The sequence below is a fragment of the Nocardia carnea genome, from assembly GCF_029868325.1.
Classification (GTDB): Bacteria; Actinomycetota; Actinomycetes; order Mycobacteriales; family Mycobacteriaceae; genus Nocardia; species Nocardia carnea_C.
Window position 1 is genome coordinate 1 of sequence record NZ_JARWNW010000138.1, and the last position, 25,609, is coordinate 25,609.

The 25,609-nt window shown below is 67.2% G+C and carries 26 protein-coding genes and 1 pseudogene; 13 read left to right on the forward strand and 14 right to left on the reverse strand.

Annotation, left to right across the window (positions count from 1 at the left end; all coding sequences use genetic code 11):
• Positions 1-13 precede the first annotated feature (13 nt).
• Together QH196_RS10070 and QH196_RS10075 are read left to right on the forward strand one after the other, a co-directional pair.
• Positions 14-1,612: an ATP-binding cassette domain-containing protein gene (locus tag QH196_RS10070; RefSeq protein ID WP_280415495.1), complete on the forward strand. Its 1,599-nt coding sequence runs from the start codon at positions 14-16 to the stop codon at positions 1,610-1,612.
• 103 nt (positions 1,613-1,715) lie between these two features.
• The gene (locus QH196_RS10075; protein WP_280415544.1) at positions 1,716-2,321 is read left to right on the forward strand and encodes a CatB-related O-acetyltransferase; all 606 of its coding nucleotides are present in this window, start codon (positions 1,716-1,718) and stop codon (positions 2,319-2,321) included.
• Between the two features lie 113 nt (positions 2,322-2,434).
• On the opposite strand, the gene QH196_RS10080 is transcribed toward QH196_RS10075, so the two are convergent.
• Positions 2,435-3,448, reverse strand: a complete 1,014-nt coding sequence (locus tag QH196_RS10080) for a helix-turn-helix transcriptional regulator (RefSeq protein ID WP_280415496.1) — start codon at positions 3,446-3,448, stop codon at positions 2,435-2,437.
• Positions 3,449-3,510: 62 nt separating this feature from the next.
• Here QH196_RS10080 and QH196_RS10085 point away from each other — a divergent pair, with 62 nt between their 5' ends.
• A complete protein-coding gene (locus QH196_RS10085) occupies positions 3,511-4,098 on the forward strand; it encodes a TIGR03086 family metal-binding protein (RefSeq protein WP_280415497.1) in 588 nt (195 codons plus the stop codon).
• 151 nt (positions 4,099-4,249) lie between these two features.
• Positions 4,250-5,119: an AraC family transcriptional regulator gene (locus QH196_RS10090; protein WP_280415498.1), complete on the forward strand. Its 870-nt coding sequence runs from the start codon at positions 4,250-4,252 to the stop codon at positions 5,117-5,119.
• On the opposite strand, the gene QH196_RS10095 is transcribed toward QH196_RS10090, so the two are convergent.
• The 3 genes from QH196_RS10095 to QH196_RS10105 form a co-directional block, all read right to left on the reverse strand.
• Positions 5,100-6,293 (reverse strand): MFS transporter, encoded by a 1,194-nt coding sequence (locus QH196_RS10095; protein ID WP_280415499.1) that lies wholly within the window; start codon positions 6,291-6,293, stop codon positions 5,100-5,102. The genes QH196_RS10090 and QH196_RS10095 overlap by 20 nt on opposite strands.
• Positions 6,294-6,525: 232 nt before the next feature.
• Positions 6,526-7,674, reverse strand: coding sequence for a class I SAM-dependent methyltransferase (locus tag QH196_RS10100; protein WP_280415500.1), 1,149 nt, complete (start codon positions 7,672-7,674; stop codon positions 6,526-6,528).
• 256 nt (positions 7,675-7,930) lie between these two features.
• Positions 7,931-8,791: a LysR family transcriptional regulator gene (locus QH196_RS10105; protein WP_280415501.1), complete on the reverse strand. Its 861-nt coding sequence runs from the start codon at positions 8,789-8,791 to the stop codon at positions 7,931-7,933.
• A 70-nt stretch (positions 8,792-8,861) separates the two neighbouring features.
• Between QH196_RS10105 and QH196_RS10110 the strand changes: the two genes are divergently transcribed.
• The gene (locus QH196_RS10110) at positions 8,862-10,040 is read left to right on the forward strand and encodes a YbfB/YjiJ family MFS transporter (RefSeq protein WP_348538059.1); all 1,179 of its coding nucleotides are present in this window, start codon (positions 8,862-8,864) and stop codon (positions 10,038-10,040) included.
• 104 nt (positions 10,041-10,144) lie between these two features.
• Here QH196_RS10110 and QH196_RS10115 read toward each other — a convergent pair whose 3' ends face one another.
• Both QH196_RS10115 and QH196_RS10120 read right to left on the reverse strand, forming a co-directional pair.
• The gene (locus tag QH196_RS10115) at positions 10,145-10,375 is read right to left on the reverse strand and encodes a hypothetical protein (RefSeq protein WP_280415502.1); all 231 of its coding nucleotides are present in this window, start codon (positions 10,373-10,375) and stop codon (positions 10,145-10,147) included.
• 89 nt (positions 10,376-10,464) lie between these two features.
• On the reverse strand, positions 10,465-11,424 hold the full coding sequence (locus tag QH196_RS10120; RefSeq protein WP_280415503.1) for a GlxA family transcriptional regulator: 960 nt from the start codon (positions 11,422-11,424) through the stop codon (positions 10,465-10,467).
• Positions 11,425-11,559: 135 nt separating this feature from the next.
• On the opposite strand from QH196_RS10120, the gene QH196_RS10125 reads away from it, so the two are divergent.
• Entirely contained in the window at positions 11,560-12,207 is a 648-nt protein-coding gene (locus tag QH196_RS10125; RefSeq protein WP_280415504.1) for a cysteine hydrolase family protein, read from the forward strand.
• Between the two features lie 105 nt (positions 12,208-12,312).
• On the opposite strand, the gene QH196_RS10130 is transcribed toward QH196_RS10125, so the two are convergent.
• Both QH196_RS10130 and QH196_RS10135 read right to left on the reverse strand, forming a co-directional pair.
• On the reverse strand, positions 12,313-12,774 hold the full coding sequence (locus tag QH196_RS10130; protein WP_280415505.1) for a GNAT family N-acetyltransferase: 462 nt from the start codon (positions 12,772-12,774) through the stop codon (positions 12,313-12,315).
• 153 nt (positions 12,775-12,927) lie between these two features.
• Positions 12,928-13,821 (reverse strand): NADP-dependent oxidoreductase, encoded by an 894-nt coding sequence (locus QH196_RS10135; RefSeq protein WP_280415506.1) that lies wholly within the window; start codon positions 13,819-13,821, stop codon positions 12,928-12,930.
• 70 nt (positions 13,822-13,891) lie between these two features.
• On the opposite strand from QH196_RS10135, the gene QH196_RS10140 reads away from it, so the two are divergent.
• From QH196_RS10140 to QH196_RS10160, 5 genes are all read left to right on the forward strand, one after another.
• The gene (locus QH196_RS10140) at positions 13,892-14,533 is read left to right on the forward strand and encodes a TetR/AcrR family transcriptional regulator (protein WP_280415507.1); all 642 of its coding nucleotides are present in this window, start codon (positions 13,892-13,894) and stop codon (positions 14,531-14,533) included.
• A 214-nt stretch (positions 14,534-14,747) separates the two neighbouring features.
• Complete coding sequence (locus tag QH196_RS10145; RefSeq protein WP_280415508.1) at positions 14,748-15,569, forward strand: SH3-like domain-containing protein; 822 nt, start codon at positions 14,748-14,750, stop codon at positions 15,567-15,569.
• Positions 15,570-15,599: 30 nt separating this feature from the next.
• Complete coding sequence (gene scnC, locus QH196_RS10150) at positions 15,600-16,322, forward strand: thiocyanate hydrolase subunit gamma (RefSeq protein WP_280415509.1); 723 nt, start codon at positions 15,600-15,602, stop codon at positions 16,320-16,322.
• A 19-nt stretch (positions 16,323-16,341) separates the two neighbouring features.
• The gene (locus tag QH196_RS10155; RefSeq protein ID WP_280415510.1) at positions 16,342-16,719 is read left to right on the forward strand and encodes a thiocyanate hydrolase; all 378 of its coding nucleotides are present in this window, start codon (positions 16,342-16,344) and stop codon (positions 16,717-16,719) included.
• 102 nt (positions 16,720-16,821) lie between these two features.
• Positions 16,822-17,946 (forward strand): serine hydrolase domain-containing protein, encoded by a 1,125-nt coding sequence (locus QH196_RS10160; RefSeq protein WP_280415511.1) that lies wholly within the window; start codon positions 16,822-16,824, stop codon positions 17,944-17,946.
• A gap of 71 nt (positions 17,947-18,017) precedes the next feature.
• On the opposite strand, the gene QH196_RS10165 is transcribed toward QH196_RS10160, so the two are convergent.
• Complete coding sequence (locus QH196_RS10165) at positions 18,018-19,475, reverse strand: hypothetical protein (RefSeq protein WP_280415512.1); 1,458 nt, start codon at positions 19,473-19,475, stop codon at positions 18,018-18,020.
• Between the two features lie 301 nt (positions 19,476-19,776).
• Between QH196_RS10165 and QH196_RS10170 the strand changes: the two genes are divergently transcribed.
• Positions 19,777-20,601: a DUF4231 domain-containing protein gene (locus QH196_RS10170; RefSeq protein WP_280415546.1), complete on the forward strand. Its 825-nt coding sequence runs from the start codon at positions 19,777-19,779 to the stop codon at positions 20,599-20,601.
• A gap of 450 nt (positions 20,602-21,051) precedes the next feature.
• Here QH196_RS10170 and QH196_RS10175 read toward each other — a convergent pair whose 3' ends face one another.
• The 3 genes and pseudogenes from QH196_RS10175 to QH196_RS10180 all read right to left on the reverse strand — a co-directional run bounded on the left by QH196_RS10175 (position 21,052) and on the right by QH196_RS10180 (position 23,324).
• Positions 21,052-22,563, reverse strand: coding sequence for an AAA family ATPase (locus QH196_RS10175; RefSeq protein ID WP_280415513.1), 1,512 nt, complete (start codon positions 22,561-22,563; stop codon positions 21,052-21,054).
• 123 nt (positions 22,564-22,686) lie between these two features.
• Positions 22,687-22,860 (reverse strand): annotated as a pseudogene (locus tag QH196_RS32510) (hypothetical protein); the annotation flags it as partial.
• Positions 22,861-22,901: 41 nt separating this feature from the next.
• Complete coding sequence (locus QH196_RS10180; RefSeq protein ID WP_280415514.1) at positions 22,902-23,324, reverse strand: MerR family transcriptional regulator; 423 nt, start codon at positions 23,322-23,324, stop codon at positions 22,902-22,904.
• A gap of 55 nt (positions 23,325-23,379) precedes the next feature.
• On the opposite strand from QH196_RS10180, the gene QH196_RS10185 reads away from it, so the two are divergent.
• Complete coding sequence (locus tag QH196_RS10185) at positions 23,380-24,348, forward strand: SDR family NAD(P)-dependent oxidoreductase (RefSeq protein WP_280415515.1); 969 nt, start codon at positions 23,380-23,382, stop codon at positions 24,346-24,348.
• 93 nt (positions 24,349-24,441) lie between these two features.
• On the opposite strand, the gene QH196_RS10190 is transcribed toward QH196_RS10185, so the two are convergent.
• On the reverse strand, positions 24,442-24,654 hold the full coding sequence (locus tag QH196_RS10190; RefSeq protein ID WP_280415516.1) for a DUF397 domain-containing protein: 213 nt from the start codon (positions 24,652-24,654) through the stop codon (positions 24,442-24,444).
• Positions 24,651-25,526, reverse strand: coding sequence for a helix-turn-helix domain-containing protein (locus QH196_RS10195; protein ID WP_280415517.1), 876 nt, complete (start codon positions 25,524-25,526; stop codon positions 24,651-24,653). Before QH196_RS10195 ends, QH196_RS10190 begins: the two co-directional genes overlap by 4 nt.
• Positions 25,527-25,609: the final 83 nt, after the last annotated feature.

Here is a 25,609-nt window from a genome sequence, read left to right on the forward strand (position 1 = left end):
ACCACCCTAGTAGGTGCCTCTTCAGCGCCGTATTCATGGCAGTGCCTCCGGCCCCACCCTTTCCGACCGGCGGGGCGGCCCCGCCCCCGACGCCCGGGTGGAGCGGGCCCTGCACGGGCTCGGCTTGGGTCTGGTTTCCCGGGAACGCACCGTCGCCGGGCTGTCCGGCGGCGAACAGGTCCGCCTGCGGCTGGCCGCCCTGCTCGCGGCCGCACCCGAGGTACTGCTGCTGGATGAGCCGACAAATCACCTCGACGACAATGCCCTGACCTGGCTGGAGGAGCATCTGCGGACTCGGCGGGGAACAACGGTGGCGGTCTCCCACGACCGAGTCTTCCTGGAGCGGGTCACCACCACCTTGCTGGAGGTCGACGCGGACCGCCGGTGCGTGATCCGCTACGGCAACGGCTACCAAGGCTTCCTGACCGAGAAGGCCGCGGCGCGGCAGCGCTGGGTTCAGGCGTATACGCAATGGCAGTCCGATACCGAGCGGCTACGCGAAACCATCGCGACCACGGCGCGCCGCGTGGCCCCGGGCCGGGCGATGAAGGACAACAACAAGATGGCCTACGACCGGGCAGGCGGGCGGGTTCAGCAGTCGCTGGCCGGCCGGGTCCGCAATGCCGAGGAACGGCTGCGCCGCCTCCTGGACGATCCCGTGCCGCCACCTCCGGATCCGTTGCGGTTCAGCGCGATCCCTCGGACAGCTCGGGAACAGGCCACCGCGCCGGGCATGCCACCCGAGAAGGCGGACCGCAGTGCCCTCGACGGCTCATCGGACACCGGGCTCGAGCCGGCTCGGATCGACGTGCCCGGCAGAACGCAGGGTGACGCGTTCGAGCCGCGAGGCGACGTCCACGAGACCAGGCACGGCGACTCGGCCGGCAAGGCGCATGGCGGCGGACACGAGAAGTGCGCCGGGCCCGGTTATCCGGAGGGCTTCGGGCCCGGCAGAACACAGAACGCAGGCAACAATGCACACGCCGACGCGCCCGATAGGACGCCGAGTATCTTCCCCGCCGGGGCATGCAGCGCGGTGCTCGATGCCACCGATATCAGCGTCGCGAACAAGCTGACGCCCACGAGTTTCGCGGTCGCGGCGGGTGAGCGTGTGCTGATCACCGGGCCGAACGGCGCCGGTAAGACCACGCTGCTCCGTGTGCTGGCCGGTGAACTCGAACCGGACAGCGGAGCGGTCACCCGTCGCGGCCGAATCGGTTATCTCGCACAGGAACCCCGCACCGGCGATCCCGGCCGCACCCTCCTGGCCGCCTTCGCGCACGACCGCCCAGGCGTTGCCGACGAGCATGCCGAGCAACTACTCGCGCTGGGCCTGTTCACCCGCGCCCAGCTCACGACCCGAGTCGGTGAGCTGTCCACCGGCCAGCGGCAACGGCTGGCGCTGGCCCGGCTGGTCACCGAGCCCGCGGCGGCGCTGCTGCTCGACGAACCCACCAACCACCTCTCCCCCGGCCTGGTCGAAGATCTGGAGACCGCCCTGACCCACTACCCGGGTGCGCTCGTGATCGTCAGCCACGACCGGCGGCTGCGCAGCCGGTGGCACGGTGCCCACCTGACTTTGCAGGCCCCCGCACCCGCCGGTGTCTGCTGATCCACAGCGGACAACTCGATCCACGCCAGGCTTTCCCGAAGGAGTTTCCGCATTGCCCGACCAGCCCGCCCCTGTTCCCGCCGACCCCACCGTGCTGCACCCCATGCCCGGCCAACCGCGCGTGGTGCTGCTGAAACCACTGGTCACCTCGCCGCTGATCGAGGTCGGCGAGTTCTCCTACTACGACGATCCCGACGACCCCACCGCCTTCGAAACCCGTAACGTCCTCTACCACTACGGACCGGAGAAACTGATCATCGGAAAATTCTGCGCCCTGGGCACCGGGGTCCGGTTCATCATGAACGGCGCCAACCACCGCATGGATGGCCCGTCGACGTTCCCGTTCCCCACCATGGGCGGCTCGTGGTCGCAGCATTTCGATCTGATCACCGATCTGCCGGGCCGCGGGGACACCGTGGTCGGCCACGACGTCTGGTTCGGTAACGGCGCGACGGTGATGCCCGGTGTGCGGATCGGCAACGGCGCGATCATCAGCACCGGGTCGGTGGTCACCGGCGACGTCCCCGACTACGGCATTGCCGGAGGTAATCCGGCCCGGCTGATCCGGAAACGCTTCGGCGACACCGATATCGCCCGGCTGCTGGCGGTTGCCTGGTGGGATTGGCCGCTCGACCACCTCACCGAACATATCCGCACCGTCATGTCGGGCGATCTCGCCGGCCTCGAGGCGGCGGCACCACCGACGTGAGTGTCGCGGCGGTCTCCGGAGCCGAACGCGACCGCGGCGCAGGCTGCCGGTGCGAACACCTGGCTGATCGGCGAGTAGTTACCCGGGCGTCGAGTTCACGCGACTACGCTGTCCTACAGCATATTCGGAGTTCGAACATGCGCCGGCGCTTGCGGCCCCGCGGTCGGCTGTCCTCTGCGGTGGTGTTCTCGGGAACTTTCTGCGATCGCGACGATTTCCCCGCGCAGCGCATCCGGGGCGATCACTTCGACCTCGGGCCCGAAACCCACCAGCATGGCGGCTGCGGCCCGCAGACTGCGCACCTGCATGCTGAACACTTCCGGATCGCCGGCGGCGGGTTGCGGATCGGCGAGCATGGTGACCGATAGCGATCGCAGCACCATCGGCAACCGCGGCCGGTGGATCCGCAGCGTGATCTCGGTGCCGGGCACACTGCGGAAGTCGTCCCGCATCTGCTCCCATACGCTGCGCAGATCCAGATCCGGCGGCCGTTTCGCGGGTGTGCCGAGCCGGCGGACCGCGCTGATCCGGGAGATCCGGTAGCTGCGCGGGCGGTCGCGGTGGGTGGCGATGAGGTACCACGTGGTGCCGACCTGGAGCAGCCCCCACGGGTCGACGGTCCGCTCCCCCGGAGCGGCGGCCGCCCTGGACTGATAGCGGATGCGGATCCGTTCGTCGTCCAGTACTGCCGCTTGGACCTCGGCCAGCGCGTCGAGGGTATCGGGATCGCGGTGCCAGCCGCCGGCGTCGAGGACGATCCGGTCCCGGACGTGGTCGACCAGCCGGTGCTCGTGTTCGGGCAGCGCGGAGGCGAGTTTGCGTAGCGCAGTATTGAACGAGCCGCCGAGGCCGAGTGCCTCCGCCGTGCCTCGCCCACCGGCTACGAACAATGCCCGCGCTTCCTCGCTGGTGAGCTGTTCGACATCCGGTTCGTAACCGGGCACCAGGGCGAATCCACCGCCGCGGCCGTGCTCGGCATAGACCGGGATACCGGCGGTCGACAGCGCGTCCATATCGCGCAGCACGGTCCGTTTGGTGACTTCCAGCCGGCGGGCCAGCTCCGCGGAGCTCATCCGCCCGTGCCGGCGCAGCAAGTGGACGATCTGAAGGAGCCGGTCCGCACGCATCTGTTCAGGATTCCACGAAAAGGTGACATGAGATGTCACCGCAGGGGTCGCAGGCTGGTGTCATGACACAGATTCCCGATTTCCGAGCAGATCTCGCCGCCGCCCATCAGTGGGTCGCCGGACTCATGAACGCTGTCCGGCCCGAGCAATGGGCCGCCTCCACCCCCTGCACCGATTTCGATGTCCGTGCCCTGCTGGAACATCTGTCCTGCCATCCGGCCAAGATCACGGCCACCGCCACCGGCGGGGACCCCCGGCCGCTGCCCGCCCGCGCCGATATCGACGAGAACCACCCCGGCGAGGACTACCTGAAACGGGCAACCGCCGCTCTCGACGAATGGGCCGACGATTCCCTCCTCACCCGCACGGTCACCGCCCCTTGGGGCGAAGCACCCGGCGGTCTCGCACTCGGCGGATACCTGATGGAAACCGTCGCCCACGGCTGGGATCTCGCCGTGGCCACCGGCCAGGATCCCGAAGCCGACCCCGCGCTCGTCGCCAAAGCCCAGGCCGTCGCCGACCGCGCCCTCAGCGACGCCTCCCGCGGCCCCGGCGCACCGTTCGGCCCGCGCCTCGACCCACCCGCCGAGGCCGGTCCCACCGAACGACTCGCGGCCTTCCTCGGTCGCTCCCGGCCCGCGAATCACTGACCGTCCGCTGCGGCAGCCCGTCCACTCTCGCCGCCGACGGCGAGTGGCCGGGCCCGGCCGCCGGTCGCATTTCCCATCGGGCCACTGACCTTTTGCCGGCAGCGCGCCGCAGTCCGGCTACCGTGGAGTCGGCAAGATCGGCACGAGAAGGATGTGCACAGTGACACTGGTCGCTCCGGGCCCCGGTGGTCTCGATGAGGTTCTGGCCGATCTGCGGTGGCGGTTCGTCCGCCGCGAGGTGTTCGTGCTGGAGCCGGGCGGATGGCAGTTCCTGACGGGCGAGCCGAGTGCGCTCCTCGTCACCGACGGGCTGGTCCGGGTCGAAGGCCTGGACGAGGCGGAGGACCTCGCGCCCGGGGATTTTCTGTTCGTCCCGCGGACCGGCCGTTTCGCTCTCAACGCCCTCGCGCAAGCACGGGTGCTGCGAATCGAGCTCGCGCCGGTCACCGCGGGCGGTGCCATGGACGCACTGCCGCCGCGGGTTCTGCTGACCGAGTTCCCCCGCCATGCGCCGCTGGCCGCGACGATGCTGCAGCATCTTGTCGAGGAATGCCCCGACCCGCACGGTGTGCAGGGCGACCGGGTTTCCACGTTGATCGCGTCGATGGCGATCGAAACCTGGCATGCCCGCGGCTGCGCCCCGAAGCGGTGGCTGCTGCGTGTGAACGAGCCGGGAATCGCGCGGGCGGTGGCGGCCATGCACGCCGACCCCGGGCAGGATTGGACGGTCGAAGCGCTCGCACGTGTCGCGTTGGCGTCGAGATCCGGGTTCGCGGCCCGGTTCCAGGCGGCGACGGGCCGCACACCGGGGCGTTATCTGACGAACCTGCGGATCGAGCGGGCGCAACGCTTCCTGGCCGAGCAGGAGATTTCGGTGAGTGCCCTGGCCAGGCAACTCGGTTACCGGTCGGAGACCGCGTTCGGGCGGGCGTTTCGCCGGCATACGGGCCGCACGCCGTCGGAGTGGCGGCGGGCGGCCCGGGTACCGGCCGTGGAGCCGGCTAGCGCGGCGCCCGGCTGAGCGAGATCCGGATCAGGATGCCGCCGATCACCGCCGCCGCGGCGGCCAGACCGTAGGTCGCGGCGAGGCCGAGACCGTCCACGCCACGCCCGCCGACCGCGGAGCCGAGGATGATCGCGAGCTGGAAACCGCCGACCACCAGCCCACTTCCGGCTTCCATCCGGTCGGGCAGCATCCGTGAGATCCACACCTGCACGAGGTTCAGGATGCCGCCGAACGCCGCGCCCCACAGCATGATCGCCAGGTAACCGAGGGGCGGAAAAGCACCGGAGGCGATGATCGCGATCAGGGACAGCCCGATAACGGCCGGGACCGCCGGCAGCAGCACGCTCAGCTGCCGATCGGCCAGCGCGCCGAGTACGAAATTGCCGATCAGACCACCGATTCCGAACAGTGCGAGCAGTACCGGGATCACGGCCGGCCCGGCACCCAGCAGTTCGGCCAGCGCCGGCCGCACATAGGTGTATCCGGCGAAGTGCCCACCGATCACGGCGACGACGCTGACCAGGCCCAGAACCACTCCCGGTGCGCGCAGTGCGCTGCCCATCGCGGACAGGCCGATTCCCGGTGTCGGGGCGATACGCGGCAGAACCAGATGCACCGCGACCGCGGTGAGCACGGTCAGTCCCGCCGCGACCACGAAAACGACCCGCCACCCGGCGACGGTGCCGAGCAGCACCCCGAGCGGTACTCCGGCCACCGTCGCGACCGTGGTTCCGGCGTTCACGATCATCATTGCCTTGCCGAGCCGGTCCGCCGGCACCAGTTGCGACGCGATCACCAATGCCATCGACCAGTAGCCGCCGACGGCAACGCCGAGGAGGAGCCGGGCGATCAGCAACAGGACGATATTCGGCGCCGCGGCGACCACGATGTTGGAGACCGCGGCGGCGACGGTGAGCGCCACCAGCAGCGCGCGCCGGTCGACCCGGGGGAACAACGAACTCAGCCCGAGTGCCGCCATGAGGGCGGTCAGCGCGGTCGCGCTCACCGAGAGTCCGACGATTCCCTCGGCAACGTTCAAATCGTCGGCGAGCGTGGTCAATACGCCGGGCGGCAGAAATTCGGCGGTCACCAGGGAGAAGCTGCCGAGGAACATGATGAACAGGGCGGGCCACGCCCGCCGGGTCGATTCCGCTGTCGGCGCGCCGGGCGGCAAAGTGCTCGTTGTCATGCTCGATGCAACAAGCGGTCAGCGCCGGGCACGCGACCGAAACGCCACAGCAACCGACTCGAACGCCACGGTTGCGCAGGATCCGCGGGGAGCGTCGCCTCGTACCTGCCGGTGCGGTGGATCGCCGCTTCGTCACCGACCGGCCGCTGTTACCTGGTTCCGGGCCGATCGACACGGACGGCCGGTTATGTAGGGCGCACGGGTTTTCCGTGCCGAGGCAGCGATCCAGGGCTCAGCCCGGCACCAAACGCCACAGGGAGGTGATTTCCTGGCGCCGTGCCTCGTGGAGTGGGTCGGCGGCGTCGGTCGCCTTCGGATGTTGTGGCGAGGTGTCGTAGCGGCCGGCGACGCGGAGGCCGGCCTCGGCGATATGGGTGCGGAGTTCGTCGCGGGCGCGCAGGCCGAGGCGTTCGGCGAGATCGGACAGGATGAGCCAGCCCTCACCGCCGGGCGTGAGGTGATCGGTGAGTTCGCGCAGGAAGCGGCGCAGCATCGCGGAGTCCTGGTCGTAGATGCCGAGTTCGAGGGTGGAGGTCGGCCGGGCGGGGAGCCACGGCGGGTTACATACGACCAGGTCGGCGCGGCCGGTGGGCCACAGGTCGGCCTCGACGACCCGCGCCCGGTCTGCGATACCGAGGCGGTGCAGGTTCGCGCGGGCACAGTGCACTGCACGCGGGTTGATATCGGTGGCCACCACCCGGGCACCGCGGCGGGCGAGGACGGCGGCGAGCACGCCGGTGCCGGTGCCGAGATCGAATACCCGTGGCGGTTCGGCACCCGGCGGTAGCGGTGCGCGGGCGACGAGGTCGATGTATTCACCGCGGACCGGCGAGAAGACGCCGTAGTCCGGGTGGATACGTGCGCCCAGCGCGGGTATGTGCACGCCCCGTAGATGCCATTGGTGGGCGCTGAGCACACCGAGTAGTTCCGGTAGCGATACGCAGATCCGTTCGGTGCCACCGGCGGCCGGGCCGTCCGGGGCGGTGCCATAGGCGTGCTCGCAGGCCGCCCGCACATCCGGCGCCCGGCGCAGCCCGAGCTCATATCCGGGTTCCAGTACCACCAGCACTCTGCCGAGCAGTTCGGCGCGCGCCGCTCGTTCGACGCGTTGGCGCTCGAAGAGCGAGGCCGGATCACTTCCGGTCACCGCGGCGCGCGGACTCCGTTGCCGGCGACGTTCCAGAGCCCGGATGAGCTGGCGGGCATTGTGGAAATCACCCCGCCACAACAGCCCTGTTCCGGCCTTGGCGAGGCGATGCGCGGCGTTCGCCGTGGTGCTGTCATCGATGACGATGAATCGGGCGGGTGCCGGGGACGCGTTCTCGGAATGCCAGCGTGCCGAGAACATCGACTCGTTTTCTGTCCAGCCGATGGTGATCATGTCGTACTCCTGGGGAAACGAAGGTGCCTCGGGTCGGCATCGCTTCGATGCAGGAATACGGCAGGAACTATCCGGCGGCGGCTGTACGGACCGGGCAGAGCGCACCCCGTATCGAAGCGCGGGGACAGTTGTCGCCCAGCACCATGCCCATGACCACGGTCGATTCCCTCCGTTGTGTACCCCCATCCTCGCACGCGCATCGATCCGCGACTCGACCGCGTGCGATGCCCGCGACCAGGACGCAGGGGTCCCCGGGTTACAGAAGGCCCGTTGCCTCCGGGCGCAGGGCGGTGTCGAGAAAGCGGCGGGTGGAGCGGGACTGCGCCGGCGTGCGACGCCAACCGAGATACACCGGGGAATCGGGGATATCCGGCAGCTCCCGGTAGACCACGCCCGGGTGGGGTGCGCGGTGCACGGCGATGGCAGGCACCGCACCGATACCGCGTCCCGCGCTGACGAGTTCCAGCCATTCGTCGAAATTCCGGCAGGTGACGATTTCCCGCCCGGGGTGCGGCTCGGCCCAGCTGTCTGGTGTGGTGGTCCCGGACCGCGGGTTGACGATCAGAGGCTGGGCCGCGAGCTCGGACCAGCGGAGGCCGGGGCGGGCGGCGAGCGGCGAATCCGCGGCGACTGCCAGGACGCGGCGTTCGGTGCCGATGCGCTGCCAGGTGATGGTGTCGCTGCCGTTGCGGGTGTTGCGGACGAGCGCGATATCGAGGTGACCGCGGGCGAGGTCCCCGACGGGGTCGTCGGTGCGGTGGATGGCGAGGCGACCGCCGAGTTCTTCCCAGGCGGCGCGCACCCGGCCGAACCATTCGGAGGGCAGTAGCCAGGCGAAGCCGAGGCGTATTTCGGCGCGGCCGCGCATATCGGCCTCGAGTTCGGTGAGGTCGGTGAGAATGCGCTCGGCTCGGGTGCGTAACTCACGACCGTCGTCGGTCAGTTCCAGGCGGCGGGTACCGCGGTTGACGAGGGTGGTGCCGAGGATCCGTTCGAGGTCTTGCACGGTGCGGGTGAGCGACGGCTGGGTGAGATGCAGCCGGGCGGCGGCGCCGGTGTAGGTGCCTTCCTCGCACAGCGCGACGAACGCGGCGAGGTGCCGCACCTGCAACTCCATACGTTCAGCGTATACCTCATGATCAACCGGCATTTCCACGTACTTCCGCGACCTCGTAGCGTGGTGGGACGTGAGCGATGTACGGATAGCCGCTCCGCCGATGCGGGGCCGGATGGTGGGGGTGGCCGCGGCGGCGGGGCTGGCCGCCGCGATGGGTGTGGGCCGGTTCGTCTTCACCCCACTCCTGCCGATCATGACCGAGTCGGCGGGGATCAGCGCCGGGGACGGTGCGCTGATCGCCACCGGCAACTACGCCGGCTACCTCGTGGGCGCTCTGCTTCTGGCCCGCCGGCCCCGGCTCGGGACCCGCGCACCGTTCCTGACCTGGTCACTGCTGCTGGTCGCGAGCGAGGTCGCGATGGCCGCGACAGCTGCGGTCTGGGCGCATATCGGGCTGCGCTTCTTCGCGGGCGTTGCCAGCGCGGCGATCTTCATCGCCTGCGCGTCGACCGTCGCGCAGCACCGAGCCGAGGGCGCCTCACCCGGTGTGGCGTTCGCCGGGGTCGGCGCGGGTATTGCCGGTACCGGCATCTACACCTTGCTCGCGGCACCACACCTGTCCTGGCAGGGCCTGTGGATCGGGTCGGCCGTGCTCACCACGATCCTGTTGTTTCCCGCACTGCTGCTGGATATCCGCCCGGAATCCCGCCCGGTCGGTACCGCCGACACCGGCAGCGGCGGTCCGGTGGCACGGCGAGCGTGGCGGCTGCTCCTGGGTTCTTATTTCGCCGAGGGCGTCGGCTACATCATCGTCGGCACCTTCCTCGTTGCCGCCGTGTCCGGCGCCGGTAGCGCGTCGGCGGGCGCTTCGGTCTGGATGCTGGTCGGACTCGCTGCGGCGGTGAGCACAGTGGCCTGGCATGCCGTGGCGGGGCGAATCGGCACCGGCCCGGCCCTGGTGACGGCGCTGCTCGTCCAGGCCGCGGGGACCGCGGCGGCCGCACTATCGGACAGCGTCGCCGCCGCCGTGGTCGCGGCCGTGGCCTTCGGTGGCACCTTTATGGCTGTCGTGGTCCTGACACTGGATATCGCGCGCCGGCTCGGTATCGCCCACGCCGCCGCCGTGCTGACCGCCGCCTACGCGACCGGCCAGGTCCTCGGACCCCTACTCGTCGTCCCCCTCGTCGGCGCCTCCTTCACCGCGGCGTTCGCCTTGGCCGCATCGATCATCGCGTGGTCGGCCGCCCTGGCCCACGCGGCCACTCGAGTGGGCCGCCGGCATCGCATGCCCGGCGGTGGAGTCAGGTGAGGCGCCGAGGGGAGCGCGTGCAGTTCGGCTCATCGCCGCCGGCAGTGCCGGAGGGCAGTTCCGGGTAGCTTCCGCCGACGCTCGGACCGCGCGCAGCGAAAGTGTCAGCTGTCGACTTCGGGTTTGTCCCGGTGGTCCGGCGCGGTGTCGCCGTCGGCGCCGGAGTCGCCCTTCATCGCCAGGCCGAAGGAGATCCCGATCGCGACACCGATCCCCGCACCGATGGCGAGGTTGCCGAGCGCGGTTCCCACGGCCACGCCGATCGCCAGCCCGATTGCCAGCCCGGCTCCCATACCGCCACTCAGGGGACCATTGCGCTTCGCAGGACCGACCATGCCCCCGATGCTACGTCCCGGGCTCGCGAGCGTTGATCGAGGTGGCTTCGCGCCGCGCAACCGGGGCCGTGACGACCCCGGTCCAACGCTCACCGAGCGGCCGATTCGGTGGTGAATCGCCGGCGGTAGGCGGTGGGCGTGGTGCCGAATGCGGCGGTGAAGTTCTGCCGGAAGGTGACCGCACTGCCGAACCCGCAGGCCGCTGCCAGGTTTTCGATACCCCAGTCGGTGGTTTCCAGGAGCGCCCGCGCTTCGTCGAGCCGGCGTTCCAGGATCCAGCGGGCCGGTGTGGTGCCGGTGGTCTGCTGGAAATGGCGGACGAAGCTGCGCCGGCTCATCCGCGCCTGTCCGGCCAGCATATCGACGGTGAGCGGCTGGTCCAGCCTGGCCAGGGCCCAGTCCAGTACCTCCCCCAGCGCGCTCCCGGTAGCCGGTCGCGCGAGGGGGCGTTCGATGTACTGCGCCTGCCCGCCCTCTCGGTGCGGTGCGACCACCAACGACCGCGCCACCCGGGTCGCGGCTGCGGCGCCGAGATGCGTGCGGACCAGGTGCAAGCAGGCATCGAGCGCCGCCGCGGTGCCCGCCGAGGTGAGGACATCGCCGTGGTCGATATAGAGCACCGAGGTGTCGACCTGGACCCCCGGGCGGCACTCGGCCAGCAGCGACATCGCCGTCCAGTGGGTGACGGCTGCGCGCCCGTCGAGCAGGCCCGCGTCGGCGAGCGGGAACGCGCCCAGGCACAGCCCGGCGATCGTCGCACCGCGCCCGTGCGCCGCGGCCAGCTGTTCGCGCAGTTCGGGTCCGGCCGGCGCGATCGGTAGCGACCAGGACGGAACGATCACGATATCGGCGTCCTCCACGATCTCCGGACCGGAGATACCACCGATCGGATACCCCTCGGCCGTCCGGATCGACCCACCGTCCGACGACCACAGCCGGGTCTCCCAATCGGTCGCGAGCCCGAGACGGCTCACCTCGCCGAACACCATCAGCGGTACGGACAGATGGAACATGGTGATCTCGTCGAAGGTGAAGATCGCGATTCGCATACGGGCTCCCATTGTGGCCTGATCTCATCGAAAGTATGCATTCGTGCCACTCACGGTGGTCCTGCCGGGCGGCGAACAATCGAAGTGGACGCCCTCCCGGCGTCCGATCCCGACTTTCCGAGGAGCAGATTCCCCATGCCGACCGCCCGCCGCGCCCTCATCGTCGTCGATGTCCAGCAGGAATACTTCGCGGGACCCCTGGAGGTCCAGTTCCCGCCGCGCACCGAATCACTCGCCAATATCGTCCGCGCGATGGATACCGCCCGCGCCCACGACATTCCGGTGGTCGTCGTTCAACACCGCAGTCCCAGCGGCGCACCGGCTTTCGTGGAGGACACCCCGGGCTGGGCGCTGCACCCCGCCATCGAGGAACGCACCGCCGCCGCGAGCAAACATCTGCACAAGCAGTACAGCAGCGTCTTCGCCGGCACCGGCCTCGTGGAGTGGCTGCGCGCCCGCGATATCGACACCGTCACGATCGTCGGTTACATGACCAACAACTGCGATCTCGGCACCGCGGTGGAAGCGGAGGGTTACGGCTTCACCGCGGAGATCCTCGCGGACGCCACCGGCGCCATCCACCTCGCCAACGAGGCGGGGCAGGTTTCGGCGGAAGTTCTGCACACGACGCTGATGGTGCTGCTGCAATCGAACTACGCGGCCGTCGCCACAACGGCCGAATGGATCGAAACCTTGCCCTTCGGCACACCTTTGCCCAAGAGCAACCTGGTGGCTTCGGCGATAGCGGGCAGCTCGGCCGCCACCCCCGTCCCCAGCTCCTGACGACCGGCCCGCTCGCTGAACCCGTCGGGCTCCTCCGAAACCGTAACCGGGACTTCGGAGGAGCCCGGCACCTCAGGACCGGATCGGCGCCCGATCTGATTCGATTCAGCCGCGCCGGCCGAGGTGGAGTATCGGGAAAGGCCGGCCGTCGGCGTCGGTATCGGAGCGATCGAGTACGACGAAGCCGTGGCGCCGGTAGAAACCGAGTGCCTGCGGGTTCTGTTCGTTGACGTCGACCAGCAGGCCGGGAATCCGGGCCAGCGCTTTGCCGAGCAGGGCAGAGCCCGCGCCGTGCCCGTGGTGCACCGGGTCGACGAAGAGCATCTCCAGTTTCCCTGCCGCGACTCCGGAGAATCCGACGGGGACTTCGTCCGACTCCGCGACTGTCAGGTCGACAGCACCGAGATACTCGCTCGCCACGCGATGCTCGTAGTAGTCGATATCTTCAGCTGTCAGGAAGTGGTGCGTCGCCTCTACCGCGGTGCGCCAGATCCGCACGAGAACGGGCCACTCCTGTGTGCCATGGCAAGGACGGAGCACCAGCCCCGCTCGACCCGAATCGTCCATTCGACCGAGCGTATCGGCGGTCGCCATTTCCGCAACGAATACTTCCCGGCAAGGCTCCCTCGTGCGCTGCGATCGCGCAGGCGGTCGCTGCTGCCAGGGGCCACCGGATGAGCATGGACATCACGCCGTGGCCCCGCCCGGCATGGGAAGCATTCAGATGACTACGACCCGACGCCCACGCGTATGACCGGCTCGGCTGTCGATATGGGCGGATGCAGCGTCGGCGAGCGAATAGGACTTCGCGATCGGAATGTGCAGCTTTCCCCGGGAGATCAGGCTCGCGGCCTCGGCCAGCGCATCGAACAGATTCCCGGCCACACCGGAGAATCGCACACCGAAGTCCGCGGCACCGAATTCGGCGATGGAGATCACCTTCTGCGGATCCCCGGTCAGCTCGACGAGATCGGGGAGCACACCCGAGCCGGCCAGATCGAGAGCGGCGTCCACGGGGCCGTGCTGTCGCACTCGTCCGACCCAGCCCGTGTCGTACGTGGTGGCGACGGCACCCAGGCTGCGCAGGTAATCCTGGTTCGCGGCCCCGGCTGTGCCGATCACCCTGATGCCGCGGTCGCGGGCGATCTGCAGGACCGCCGACCCGACTCCCCCGGATGCGCCGCTGACCAGCAGCGTCTGCCCCGGCTGCACACCGGACTCCCGAAGAATACGCAGTGCGGTCTCCACAACCGAGGGGTAGCCGGCCGCCTCTTCGAAGGACAGCCCCTCGGGCATCCGGGCCCACGCCGACAGCACGGCGAATTCGGCATACGTGTCGACGCCTTCGCCGAACACATGGTCGCCGACTTCGACCCCTTCGACACCGGGCCCGACCTCGTCCACGACCCCAGCGGCGTCCAACCCGGCCCCCGCCGGCAGCTGAGCCGGACGGGTCTGCCGGAACTGGCCTTCCCGTATCCGCCAGTCGATGGGATTCACGCCCGCTGCCCGCACGGCGATGCGGATCCGGCCGGGGCCCGCGTGAGGTTCCTCGGCATCGACGAGTTGCAGGACATCCGGGCCGCCGAATTCGGCGAAGCTCACCTTCTTCATATCGCCGACACTAACACTAACGGTTAGTGTTTTGAAACTGTTGCACTTTTGGCCTTGATAGTGTTAGCGGATGACCGAGCCGCCCGGACGTCGCGAACGCAAGAAGGCCGCGACCCGCCAGAAAATCGCCGATACCGCCCTGCGGCTCTTCCTGGAACGCGGGTACGACGAGGTGGGCATCCGCGATATCGCCGCCGAGGCCGACGTCGCCGTCACCACACTCTTCTCCCACTTCGCCTCGAAAGAAGCCCTGGTGTTCGACCAGGACCGGGACTTCGAACAACGCCTCACCCGAGCGGTCACCACCCGCGCCCCCCACGCCCCACTCATCCCGGCGTTACGCACCGAAATCCACGCCCTGGTACGGCATTGCACAGCCGATGGCGCCGCCCCCCTCTGGCGCATGATCGACGACTCACCGGCCCTCCGGAAATACGAGGACTCCATGCGGCTACGCCATGCGGAATCGCTGGCCGCCGCCATCGCCGCCGACCCCGGCCTGGCCCAAACCCCCACGGCCGCCCGGACAATCGCCAGATTCGTGATCGACGCCTACTCACTTGCGCGCGAAGCCCCCGACCCCGACGCTGCCCTGGACGAAATATTCCGCATGATCGAGGCAGCCTGGGAGGCAACGCGCCCCTCTCCGCCTGCGCAGGGAACTACCCCTCCCCACCGAACAGAGGCCGATCGGGCCGGCGCGAGTCACTGATGGTCTCGAAACAGGCCGTGGTTTTCCTGCCCTGGGCGTAGGCACGCTATGGAGAACCGAACTCCGTCAGTTCGACGGAGGCCGCGATGCGCACCTCGGGCAGCCTAGTTGGGTCGGTACCGAGTCACAGACTTGATGATTTCGAAACCGGGAAACCCGGCCTGCTCCCATTAAGGTTGGTGGGCGGCCTACCCATTTCAGGGAGATGGTTGACATGGCAAATTCGGTTATGGACGACTACGTCAGCCAGTTGCGCGTAGCGCTCCATCAGATCCGCGATTGGCCCTACCCCGATCAGATAGATCACGAACTCTTCCGCGCATTCATGAAAACCCCGCACGACGTGGGCGGCGAACCCGATGCACCGGCTGTTTTCGAGGACAAAGAGGAGGAGGTCTGGGAGCTCAATACGTTCGTCACCTGCGAAGTGCTCGGCTGGCGGGGTATCTGGACGTCCGAGGAACGCCGGCGGATCGGGAACGTCGATATCGGGCGGACGCAGTATCTCGGGTTTCCGTATTACGGCCGCTGGGTGCTCGCCATTGCCCGCTGTCTCATCGACAAACGGCATATCACGCTGCGTGAACTGCTCGAACGCACAGAGGAGGTCCGTGAGCGGTACGCAGGCCGGCCAGGCCCGTTGGAAGCCGCGCCCCGTAGCGTCGGGGACGGTGCCGACGTGGCCCGCAATAGTCATCACCGGGACGCGGTCGGTCTGGGCGACCCCCAATGCTTCGCCGGGAAAGCCGGCACTCCCCGATTCGCGGTCGGTGACCGGGTTTCGGTGCGGGATCTTCCGACGATCTTCTACACCCGCACCCAGGAGTATCTGCGCGGAAAACAGGGCACCGTCGTCAAGGTGTCCTACGAAAGCCCGATACCGGAGGACGAGGCGTTCGACCGCGAGGACCGTCGGCCCGAGTGGTTCTACATCGTCCGCTTCGATATGACAGAGCTGTGGGACCCGTATCGAGGGTGCGCCGGCGACACTTTGCAAGCGGAAATATCGGAACCCTGGCTTCGGCCGATCTCGTAGATCCCGTGGCGCCTCGAGGAAAGGAACACGATGGGCGGGATACCGAACGAAGGCGAAAACGACGCGGCTCCTCGGCATGCGGCACCGATGGTCGAGGAGGTCACCGATTTCGAGGTGCTCGAAATCGCGTTACGCGAGCTGGCGATCGAGAAGGGATTGTTCACCGCCGAGGATCACCGCCGGTACACGGAGTATTTCGAGCAACTGGGCCCGGCGCCGGGCGCCCGGTTCGTCGCCAAGGCGTGGTCGGACCCCGATTTCAAGCAGCTGGCGCTGGAAGACGCCGTCACCGCCTGCCACGAAGTCGGTATCGACTGGTTGAAGCCGACCGGGTTCGGGACCCCCAGCGATTTCACGGCGCTCCACATCCTCGAAGACACCCCGACGCTGCATCACGTGATCTGTTGCAGCCTGTGCTCCTGCTATCCCCGCCCGCTGCTCGGAAATTCACCCGAGTGGTATCGGACGCCGAACTACCGCCGCCGGCTCGTCCGCTGGCCGCGTCAGGTTCTCGCCGAGTTCGGCCTCTACCTCACCGAGGACGTCCGGATCCGGGTCGAAGACTCCAATTCCAAGCACCGGTTCATGGTGTTACCGGTGCGCCCGGACGGTACGCACGGATGGAACGAGGAGCAGCTCACGCAGATCGTGACGCGTGACTGCCTGATCGGGGTCGCCCTGCCCAAGCCCGGAAGAACCGCGGATGTGGATCGCCCGGTACATGCCGCGATCCACCCGGCGCAGAACCACTGACCGACCGGAAGGACAACAGATGCCAGTGGACCAGGATGTCACCCGGATCAGGGTTCGGCTGCTGGAGGAAATGATCGCCCGGGGGCAGGTGTGGTCCCGGATGGCCGATAAGTACGGTGTCGAGAACCCCTCTCCGCCTTGGAAATCGAGCCTGGACGGCGTATGCGACGCGCTCGATCGGGAAGGAACCACACTGCCGCTGCTCGCCCGGCGTGACGAGGAGGATCGTCTCACCGGGGAGGTATACCCGGCGCTACCCTTTCCAGAGAATCAGCTTGTCGCGCTGGCGCATTCGTTGATCGCCCGGAAGGTCATCGGCGAAGACGAACTGGCCGAACATATCGCGGAGGTCCGGGCAAGGCTGGAAGCGGACGGCGGCACCCCGCCCAGCTCCTGAACCGGATAATCGGACATACCTCTCCCGTCGTACTCCGGTGCCACACCGATGTCGTACTGCAGTCCGGTGCGCACAGCGGTGACAGTTTCCTACCGTCGCTTCATGCGTATACAGGCTGCCGCCTTCTCGATCTGTACCGCCGCGGTGTTGCTCACCGCCTGCAGCACAGCCGGGGAATCCACTGCACCCGTCGTGTCCGCCGATCGTGTGAACAATGTGCAAGCAGACCTGGATTCAGCGGTCGGTTCGGGTGCTGTCGGTGCAATTGCCACACTCACCGAAGGGGACTCGGAAACCGTATTGACCTCAGGAGTCGCCGATATCAGCGCCCGGTCACCGATCCCCGCCGACCGTCCGCAGCACGTCCGCGTCGGCAGCGTCACCAAAACCTTCACCGCCGCAATCGTGTTGCAACTGGCAGCGGAACACAAAGTCGATCTCGACCGCCCGATCGGCACCTACCTGCCCGACCTGTTCACCGGCACCGGCGTGGACGGGCAGGCCGTCACCGTCCGGCAGATCCTGGGCCACCGAAGCGGACTGCCCGAACTGACCGGTTCTCCTGGCGAGAGCGAATACAGCGCCGCGCACGATGGCCGCACTTTCGCCCCGGATCAGGTGATTGCGCTGGCGTTGCGCAATCCCGCGCAGTTCGCCCCAGGTGCACGGTTCCAATACACCAACACCAATTACCTCGTCGCCGGACGGCTGATCGAAGTGGTGACGGGCCACCGCTACAGCGATGAGCTTCGCGACCGCATCACCGCGCCGCTGAACCTGTCCGGCACCTATCTGCCGGCTGCCGGTGACACCGATCTGCGCGACCAACATCCCATCGGATACCGGACGATCGACGGCGTGCTCACAGATGTCACTCACATCGAACCGTCGCTACCGTGGAGTGCGGGCGCGCTCGTCAGCACCGGCGCCGATCTGAACCGCTTCTACACCGCCCTGTCGGCCGGGCGGGTTGTGCCGCAACCCCAATTGCAGCAGATGCTGGACGGTGTGGATATGGGCAACGGTGACGGCATGTTCTACGGTCTCGGCCTCGGATACACCGAACTACCGTGCGGGACACAATTCATCGGGCACAACGGTGGGATCTTCGGCTTCTCCGCGATCAGCGGCGCCACGTCGTCCGGGCGGGCGGTCACCCTCTCCTACACCGGGACACCCGGCGATATCGATAGTCGCAGCCGGCTCACCCACGCCCTGTGCGACTGATACGGGAAGGCAGGCGTGCAGCACGGAGCCATCAGCACAATCACGAATACTCGAGATCGAGCTCAACCTGGTCACAGCCGGGAGTCCACCCACTCGCGAACCTCCCGGCGAGTGAGCAACCAGGTCGCGCCGAGTGGGAAGGCGCACAGGATCAACCCGAGTGGGATCAGCGGCAGGAACTCGTTCGCCCCTCCGGCCGAGGTGGTTGTGGATTCTTCGTCCTCGAAGAGGAAGCCGTTCTGGTCGGAGGTGCCGGTGTCGTCGGGGACTCCACTGTAACCGTTGTTACCGCTGTTTCCGGAGTCGTCGAAACCGTCGAGGGTCCAGGAGCCGGGGAATTCCTCCGAATCATCCCAAATGGTCGGTGGTGAACTCGTTTCCTCGGAGTAGGAGTTCTCCGTTCGGCTCGAGGAATCATCGTTGCTGGGCATCGGCCAGAACATGAGAGTAGCCAGCAGGACGGCCACCCACACACCCCAGATCCGAGCGATGCCGATCGCCAGCGGGCCACCGCGCCACACCCGCCACATCCACAGGATCAGGATCAGGAACCAGGGCAGGAGGGAAGCCAGAACAACCACGTAGAACATTGCGGATATGCTCGACGACAGATCTCCCAGCCCCGAGGATTCGTCGACAGCGCCGGCCATCAGCCGCTCGGCAACCCGGACGGCGGCAGCGAACAGAACGAACGGCAAAACCCACATCGCGACGACCAGTGCGATTCCGACGGGCACGGCTGATGGGCGCGGGGTGGTGGGCGTGAGACGTCTCGGCAGCCCCGCCCGATGAAAGACCTCTCCGAGGGAACGGCGCATGGTCCGCTGTGTTCGGCGCGCGAAGTTGATGATCGGCACCCACGCGGCCAGCACCTCGACGTGTGGTGTCCAGTCGGCGTCGAACCAGATCACCGCGCGTACCGACGGGGCTTTCAGAAGTTTCTGGCGGATGCTGAGGGCCGGGTAATCCGGTAGCCCGCGCGGGAACTGGGCGCCCAGCGCCTGTTGAAAGTAGGAGTAGGCATCGCGGTCGTGGCCCACCGTCAGGACCAGGCGGGTGGGGTTGTTCCGGCCCACCACCTGCTGGACCTCCCAGCTCAGGTTGCGGGTCGCTCCGATCGCCAGGACCACGAGTTCGGCGCGATCGAGTGCGCCGAGCACTTCGGCCTGCCACGTGTGGTCGTCGGCATACGAGCGTTGCGCACCCAGCGGTGGCAAGGTCTCCGATGGGTTGCCGAGTGCAACCATGCGGCCGAACGAGGCGACAGCCGTGGCGATCTGCTGTTCTTCGGTTTGCAGGTCCGCGGCGGTCGTCGGCTGACCGGTGAGCACGGAACGCAGCCAGTAGAAGCGGGCGGCGACCGGCCGGAAAAATGTGGCGTCCGCGTTGAATGCGCGCAGGAACAACACGGTTCGCTCACCGGGAGGCAGGCTCTGCAGAGAGGGCAGAACCGGCGCCAGGTGTTGCCGTCCGCGCAGTATGGCCCAGGCGCCGACGACGGTCAGCACCGCACCGATGATCCAGATCACGAGATCGGACGTCGTCGCCTCTCCGACCTGGACACCGATCCCCGCTGCGCCGATTGTGAGAGCGACCCAGCCCAGTGTTTCGTACCGGCGACCCCGTCCCGGCGATTGTTCGATCGTCGCTGGTGGACGAGCGGAACGGGCGGCCGGTTGCGGGCCTTCCTCGGTTGTGTTCGGCGAAACCAATGTGCCGCCCTCCCGTATTCTGTTGCACCCCACTGCTTTTTGGCAGTGTAGTTGAGACAATGGCGGGGTGGAAGGTGCGACGGAATCCGCTGTGCGGTGGGCATGGGATCGCCAGAGCGTGTGGTCACAGGCGGCTGATCGAGTGAAGCGGTCGATCGAGAGATATCGAGCGGCCGGTCTGATCCTGGGGATTATCGGGGCATGTGCGGCAACCGCGGCGACCCAGCTGATGGCGTGGAGCAGCGGCACCGGGAAGGCATTGGCGTTGTTATCCGCTGTCGCTGTGGGGTTCATTCCGTTGACCACCAAATATGCGGGACCGCAGAATATTCAGGAGTGGACCCGCCTGCGTTCGGTGAGTGAGAGACTGAAAAGCGAGGTGTACATGGCGCTGGCGGGAGTCGGCGCCTATCGCGACGGCGATGCCTCCGCTGAACTCCTCGATCGTGTAGGCCGGAGCGCCGACGAAGCCGCCGACCTGCTTCCCTGGACCATCGGAATTACGCCTCTAGCACGCTCTCTGCCTGAGGTTTCCGATGTCGATTCCTACATCGGCACCCGAGTGGCCGGCCAGATCGAAGGATACTACCGCCCCAGGGCCGCCCAGGTGCATAGGCGCATCCGCCGGATTCGCCGGTGTGAGTTGACCTTGGCCGCGATCGCCGTCGTACTCGGTGCGATCTCCGTCGTCTTCGCGGCAGGATGGGCCTCCGCATGGGTGGCAACCGTAACCACTGTGACCGCGGCTGTCGCGGCGCACGTCGCCTCCACCAGATACGCCTACCAGGAGTTGGAGTTCTCCCGGGCCGCAGCCGAACTGGAGGCGATCACGATCGGTCATCGCAGTGGCGTACCCGACACCGACGATGCCCTCGTCGAGCAGTGCGAACAGGTGATTTCAGCGCAGAACGAAGGATGGATCGCGAAATGGCTGGCCGAATAGTCTGCGCTGTCACTTGCCTAGCGGGGCCACGGCCCACCAGTCCCGGAGGATGACGGTGGCGGGCGTGTCGGCCCCGCCGTCATCGGTCCGCCGACGGTCGGACAAGACCGGGTCGCCGACCCCGCAGGTGCCGAAGTCGATGACCACTGGGCGATCAAGGTCGGGAGCCCTCCGTGGCAACAATCCCGCATGCCGCGAAACAGGGCCTCCATGTCGAGGTCACTGCGAATGAACTTGCGAGTGAGCCTCTTCGAGAGAAGATCCCGCCAGAAGCGCCGCGACCCCGCCGGCAAATTTGGGGCAGTCGACGATGTCCTGAACGTGAAACTGCCGGCGACCCGAGTTCGGACCCGGCACCGGAACTCCGTCCGGACGAGCCGAATTCCGCAACCGTCACCCCAGCGCCGTACGGACGGCGAACCAGCCCTCCGTCTCGGATCGGAGCGCCGATCAGGCGCGCAGGAGGACGATGCTGCGGCCCGCAGGTGAGATGACGTCGCTGAACTGTGTGCGTTCTGTGATCGGTGCGGCTTTCGGACGACGGTCGAAGATCACCAAGACCCCGGTAGACAGTTCCAGCCGGTCGAGGTAGCTGTCGAGTTGGACCAACCCCTGCGCCAGCGGGTCTGTCTGGTCGTCATCCCGCCAGACTTTGAGCTCGAGCGCTTCACGTTGAACGGCACGGCGGCCGGCACTGTCGGTGTAGGGCTGGCGTACGAGAAGGTCTATCCGGCCGCGGCCCACACCGTACTCGCGGTCCACGTAACCGCCGCCGTTGACGATTCGATGCAGGAACGCCATAAGCACCATTTGTGGTGCGACCTCGTGGTATTTCTGGTCGCCGGAGAGTATTTCGCCGTGCAGTTTCCAGAACGAGGCGAACTCGGTGAGCAGCAGAGAGAAATCCAGGCGGCCATCGGAAAGCCGGAAACCGGCCGGTGCCGCAGTGATCACACGTTCTATGCCTGAGCCCAGAACTCGGACGATGACCTCTTTGTAGATCGGATTGGCTATCCGCACAGGACTGTCCGGGGCGATCAGCCCGAGATCGGCCACATACCCGAATGCGTCGTCGAAAGTGGAGTCGACAGTAGGGTGCACACCGGCGATGAGCGGTTCGATCACACGCTGTACCCGGGCTTCGGTGAGTTTGTCGGCCAGCGAATCCAGATGGGTGGCACGAGCCACGATCAAACGCTCCTTGGCCCGATCGATATGGTCCTCGGTGATCGTCGACTCGATACCCATCTCCTCGATGACCTCGGCAGCCAGCGCGTTGACCAGCCAGGGCTGACCCTGGGTGTAGAAGTACGCCAAATCCAGTGCCCGGTCACTGAATTCCTGCCCGGTTTCCGCGGTGTGCTGTGCGTACAGCGCGGCCACTTCAGCACGCGTGAAATCGTCGATCCGGATCGACCTGACCTTGATGTTGAACGGACTCGAACTCCCCAGCCGAGTGGGGTCTCCACCAGCTGCGGCCTTGTAGTCCCGCACATCGCGCAACCCGCACAACACCACCGAATGCACGAAACCTTCACGATTGATGGTGTAGCCGTCGCGAAGCTGCCGCAACACGTTGATCAATCCGGCACCGGTGAGGGAATCTATTTCGTCGAAGAACAGCACAAGCGGGCGCGGGCATCGGGAAACCCAATCGGTCAGCGCGTTGGCCAAAGCGGTACCGGGCGTGCCATCCGGCCAGTGGTCCGGCGGCTGCAATTCGGGTCGGTCGGTAGCCGCCAGGGTCGCGGCGCGGATCCGGTCCAGGATTACCTGCTCGACGGCACTGATGTCGTTCCCGAATGCACTGGCCGCTTCGCAGGAGAAATGCACCGCGAAGTAGTCGCCTTCAGCGGTGAGGGTACGCGCAAGATCGGCCAGACTCGTGGTCTTACCGGTCTGCCGGGGCGCGTGCACAACGAAGTAGTCGCCGTTGTCGATGTACCGGCGAGCATCGGGCACACGCTCGAGCGCGGGCAGCATATAATGCCGCTTCGGCGAACACGGCCCGGTGGTATTGAACCTCTTACGCACTGTCCTCCCCAACCTCGCCTCGGACGGCCCGGCGCCGCCACCATCCGCAGCCTACCTTCGCGCTACCTCGGCCGACGCGGTCAGCGCTGCCGGCAGCCGCAGGTCGGCGGCGGTATCGGATCCCGTGGGCGTGCTGTTGATCATCATGGGCATATCCGGGTCGTCGAGTGCGCATATGGCGACGTAGTCGAGGGCGAGCTCCCCGATCCGGGGATGGCGGAACCGCTTGCGGCCACGGAGAGTTCACCGACGCGGTTGCCTTTGCTTCAGATCGTCGGGTCCCAAAGCCCGTCGGCTTCACCGCGGGCAAGGTGCTCGGCGTAGACGCCGACTTTCCAGGAGATGACGGACCGGCACTCCTCCAGCGCCTGGATCTGTGCGTCGACGCGTTGCCGATGGGCGTCCAGCAGTCGCAAACGTTCCTCCTCGTTGCCCGGTCCTCGGCGCACGAGTTCGGCGAAGTGCTCGAGGTCGGCGAGCGGCATACCGGATTCGCGGAGCTTGACGCAGATCAGCAGCCACTCGACATCGACAGAGGTGTAGCGCCGTCGGCCGCCCGACGTGCGATGGACCGGCCCGACAAGCAGGCCCTTGCGCTCATAGAAGCGCAGCGCGTGCACGCTCAGTCCGGTCCGCTCGGCTACCTCGCCGATGCTCAGCGACTGCCCGGCAGCCTCGGTGGTCGTCATCCCGCTCACTCCTGGACTTGATCTAGACCTCGCTCTAGATCGTAGCGTCGGCGGCATGACCATTACTGATCAGCAGCCGCTCGGCTCGGCCTTCTCCGCTTCCACTACCGCCGAGGACGTCGTGGCCGGCCTCGATCTCTCCGGCAAGACGGCCGTGGTGACCGGGGGCTACTCCGGGCTCGGCCTGGAGACCACCCGGGCTCTGACGGCCGCCGGAGTCCGGGTCATCGTTCCCGCCCGCCGCCCAGATGTTGCCCGTGCCGCTCTGAAGGAGATGAAAAACTGCGAGGTCATCCCCATGGACCTGACCGACATCCACAGCGTCCGTTCAGCCTGCGCGCACCTCAGCGACCGGCTCGACGCGCTCGATCTCCTGATGGGCGTTGCCGGAGTCATGGCCACCCCCGAGCGGCGGGTCGGGCCCGGCTGGGAAGGCCAGCTCACCGCCAACCACTTCGGGCACTTCGCCCTCGCCTGCGAGCTCTACCCGCTCCTGGCCGCCGCAGACGGCGCGCGCGTCGTCGTCAACAGCTCGGCCGGGCACACCCTGACCGGCATCCGCTGGCACGACCCGCACTTCCGTACCGGCTACGACAAGTGGCTGGCCTACGGCCAGGCCAAAACCGCCAACGCTCTGTTCGCCGTGCACCTCGACACCCTCGGGAAAGGCGACGGCGTCCGGGCATTCGCCCTCCATCCCGGAAAGATCATCACCGGGCTCCAGCGGGAGATGCCCCTCCAGGAGCAGATCGACCGCGGCTGGGTGGACGAACACGGCAACGTCATCGGCGATGGTTTCAAGACCCCCTCCCAGGGGGCCGCCACCGGCCTGTGGGCCGCCACGTCCCCGCTCCTCGACAACCGCGGCGGCCTCTATCTGGAGGACTGCGATGTTGCCTATGTTTCCGCCCCAGGAACACCCATGGACGACGGTGGCGTCCGCGCATACGCCATCGCACCGGACGAGGCGGCCCGGCTCTGGTCCCTGTCTCTCGCCGTGACCGGCGCGACGCCGATCAGTTGATGACACCACTCTCGAGCCGTGATGCCGTACTCGTCGATGAACTCGCGGGCGTACAGAAGCTCGTCGGCCCGCGATAATCCCGGCCGATGGTGATCAGCGCGAAAGGCGGAGACCCCCATGGCCCTTCATCCCGGCAGTGAAGGCCGTCCACTCTGCCGGGCTGAACACCAGCGCGGGCCCGGTCGGGTTCTTGGAATCGCGAACACCGACAAGCCCCGCGTCGAGCCAGGCAGCTTCGACGCAATCTCCATCTCCGCCGCTGTACGACGACTTGAACCACTCTGCATCAGATAGACCGATAGTCATTGCTCATATCTCCTTGCTATTTTCCTGATCCGATCACGTGACATCTGTTCGTCGAGTGATGCCGTCCGTAACTGCTCATACAGCGACCGAAACCGCTTCATATCGTCGTCGTCTTCGAACATCATCCCGCCGATCGCGCCCTCGGCGTGCACCACAGAAGGCTCGGTGTCCGGGAAGTCGAGGACGATGAACGGTGGAATTACCCCGCCGGTGGGGAGACCTGCGGAGAAGGGCATGACCCGGATGACGAGACCGTCGCGAGTGCCCAGATCGGCAAGATGGCGGCACTGAGCAGCCATGGCTCGGTTCGATCCGACAACGGTGTGCAGGACGCTCTCGTGCAGGACGAACTCGAGTTGAATATCGCAGCGCCGCTTGAGTAGGCGCGCTCTGCGTTGGATCCGCATTTCGACACGCCTGTCGATCTCGGACTGCGGATCATCAGGGGCGAACGCACGAAAGATTGCCCTGGCGTAGTCGGGTGTTTGCAACAACCCGGAGACAGCCAGGGGCTGATAGAACTTCAAATCCGTAGCGTAGTGCTCCAGTTCGAGATAGGAACTGAATCCATCACTGAGGTACCGCCGGTAGTCCTGCCACCAGACTTTGGAACTCGCCTCTGAGGCAAGATCCATCAGATACTCGGCCCGTCGCTCCGCCAGACCGTAGTAACGGCAAAGGTACTCGACCTCTCGGACCTTGATCTTCTCGTACTGCCCCAGCTCGATCCGGCTGAGCGTAGCCCGGCTGAACTCGGTCTCCCGCGCCACCTGGTCCAACGTGGACCCGAGTGCGTGGCGGGCATCGCGCAACGCCCGCCCGAGTTGCCGCCGCGGCAGCGTGGTGCCGCTGAGATCCGCCTTGCTCGGCATAGCGCCTCCCCTTGTTTCTCAATGGAATCGCTCGGCGTTTCTCAGGTCGAGAATCATCGTAGGCGTGCCCTGGGAGTCGTGCT

Bases quoted from the DNA above. Each gene is read 5' to 3' on its own strand.
- QH196_RS10075 (WP_280415544.1), top strand. From the start codon at position 1,716: ATGCCCGGCCAACCGCGCGTGGTGCTGCTGAAACCACTGGTCACCTCG.
- QH196_RS10080 (WP_280415496.1), bottom strand. From the start codon at position 3,448: ATGCGTGCGGACCGGCTCCTTCAGATCGTCCACTTGCTGCGCCGGCAC.
- QH196_RS10085 (WP_280415497.1), top strand. From the start codon at position 3,511: ATGACACAGATTCCCGATTTCCGAGCAGATCTCGCCGCCGCCCATCAG.
- QH196_RS10090 (WP_280415498.1), top strand. From the start codon at position 4,250: ATGTGCACAGTGACACTGGTCGCTCCGGGCCCCGGTGGTCTCGATGAG.
- QH196_RS10095 (WP_280415499.1), bottom strand. From the start codon at position 6,293: ATGACAACGAGCACTTTGCCGCCCGGCGCGCCGACAGCGGAATCGACC.
- QH196_RS10100 (WP_280415500.1), bottom strand. From the start codon at position 7,674: ATGATCACCATCGGCTGGACAGAAAACGAGTCGATGTTCTCGGCACGC.
- QH196_RS10105 (WP_280415501.1), bottom strand. From the start codon at position 8,791: ATGGAGTTGCAGGTGCGGCACCTCGCCGCGTTCGTCGCGCTGTGCGAG.
- QH196_RS10115 (WP_280415502.1), bottom strand. From the start codon at position 10,375: ATGGTCGGTCCTGCGAAGCGCAATGGTCCCCTGAGTGGCGGTATGGGA.
- QH196_RS10120 (WP_280415503.1), bottom strand. From the start codon at position 11,424: ATGCGAATCGCGATCTTCACCTTCGACGAGATCACCATGTTCCATCTG.
- QH196_RS10125 (WP_280415504.1), top strand. From the start codon at position 11,560: ATGCCGACCGCCCGCCGCGCCCTCATCGTCGTCGATGTCCAGCAGGAA.
- QH196_RS10130 (WP_280415505.1), bottom strand. From the start codon at position 12,774: ATGGACGATTCGGGTCGAGCGGGGCTGGTGCTCCGTCCTTGCCATGGC.
- QH196_RS10135 (WP_280415506.1), bottom strand. From the start codon at position 13,821: ATGAAGAAGGTGAGCTTCGCCGAATTCGGCGGCCCGGATGTCCTGCAA.
- QH196_RS10140 (WP_280415507.1), top strand. From the start codon at position 13,892: ATGACCGAGCCGCCCGGACGTCGCGAACGCAAGAAGGCCGCGACCCGC.
- QH196_RS10145 (WP_280415508.1), top strand. From the start codon at position 14,748: ATGGCAAATTCGGTTATGGACGACTACGTCAGCCAGTTGCGCGTAGCG.
- scnC (WP_280415509.1), top strand. From the start codon at position 15,600: ATGGGCGGGATACCGAACGAAGGCGAAAACGACGCGGCTCCTCGGCAT.
- QH196_RS10155 (WP_280415510.1), top strand. From the start codon at position 16,342: ATGCCAGTGGACCAGGATGTCACCCGGATCAGGGTTCGGCTGCTGGAG.
- QH196_RS10160 (WP_280415511.1), top strand. From the start codon at position 16,822: ATGCGTATACAGGCTGCCGCCTTCTCGATCTGTACCGCCGCGGTGTTG.
- QH196_RS10180 (WP_280415514.1), bottom strand. From the start codon at position 23,324: ATGACGACCACCGAGGCTGCCGGGCAGTCGCTGAGCATCGGCGAGGTA.
- QH196_RS10185 (WP_280415515.1), top strand. From the start codon at position 23,380: ATGACCATTACTGATCAGCAGCCGCTCGGCTCGGCCTTCTCCGCTTCC.
- QH196_RS10190 (WP_280415516.1), bottom strand. From the start codon at position 24,654: ATGACTATCGGTCTATCTGATGCAGAGTGGTTCAAGTCGTCGTACAGC.
- QH196_RS10195 (WP_280415517.1), bottom strand. From the start codon at position 25,526: ATGCCGAGCAAGGCGGATCTCAGCGGCACCACGCTGCCGCGGCGGCAA.